This window comes from Methylobacterium sp. WL18 (genome assembly GCF_008040015.1).
Lineage (GTDB): Bacteria > Pseudomonadota > Alphaproteobacteria > Rhizobiales > Beijerinckiaceae > Methylobacterium > Methylobacterium mesophilicum.
Genome location: NZ_VRVD01001145.1, coordinates 1 through 768 on the forward strand (window position 1 = coordinate 1; position 768 = coordinate 768).

The following is a 768-nucleotide window of genomic DNA, read 5'->3' on the forward strand; positions in this document are numbered from 1 at the left end:
CGCGTGCGGCCCGACCTGGCGGCGGTGCCGCCGCCCGTGATCGTCCGGGGCTACCTGCCGCGCAACCACAACGTCCCGATGTACAACGAGCCGCCCCGCCGCGGGCCGGCTTGGTGAACCAGTCTCAGCTTTCCAGTTCGCTGTCCCAGTACAGGTAGTCGAGCCAGGTGTGGTGGTACTGGCGGTGGTCGAACTCGGGCTGCCGGTGGTGCAGCTCGTAGCGGGTCGGCCGGCGCGGCTCGGTGGCGAGGGGCATGTCGGCCTCCTGCGGGGTGCGGTTGGCCTTGCGCAGGTTGCAGGGCGAGCAGGCCGCCACGACGTTCTCCCAGCTCGACAGGCCGCCCCGGGAGCGCGGCACCACGTGGTCGAAGGTCAGGCCGCCCGAGGGCAACCGCAACCCGCAATACTGGCAGCTGAAGCCGTCGCGCAGGTAGATGTTGTAGCGGGTGAAGGCCGGGCTGCGGGCCAGCGTCACGTAGTTCTTCAGCGCCACCACGCTCGGCACCCGCAGCGCCCGCGAGGGCGAGCGCGCCTCGACGTCGTAGCTCGCCACCAGGGTGACGCGATCGAGGAACAGGGCCGTGAAGGCGTCCTTCCACGACCACAGGGACAGCGGATTGTACGAGAGCGGCCGATAATCCGCGTTCAGGACGAGGGTTTGGAGATCCATCATCGGCGCGACTCTTCAGACTATCTCTGACGCGTGTAACGCGCGGGAACGCGCCAGCGCCCCGCCGGCCCGTCCGAGGCGGCCACGGGCCGGCGCAG

At 70.2% G+C, this 768-nt stretch carries 1 protein-coding gene; it reads right to left on the reverse strand.

The annotated features are described in order from the left end of the window. Positions 1 to 124 precede the first annotated feature (124 nt). Entirely contained in the window at positions 125 to 673 is a 549-nt protein-coding gene (locus FV228_RS31420; RefSeq protein ID WP_007563401.1) for an HNH endonuclease, read from the reverse strand. Positions 674 to 768: the final 95 nt, after the last annotated feature.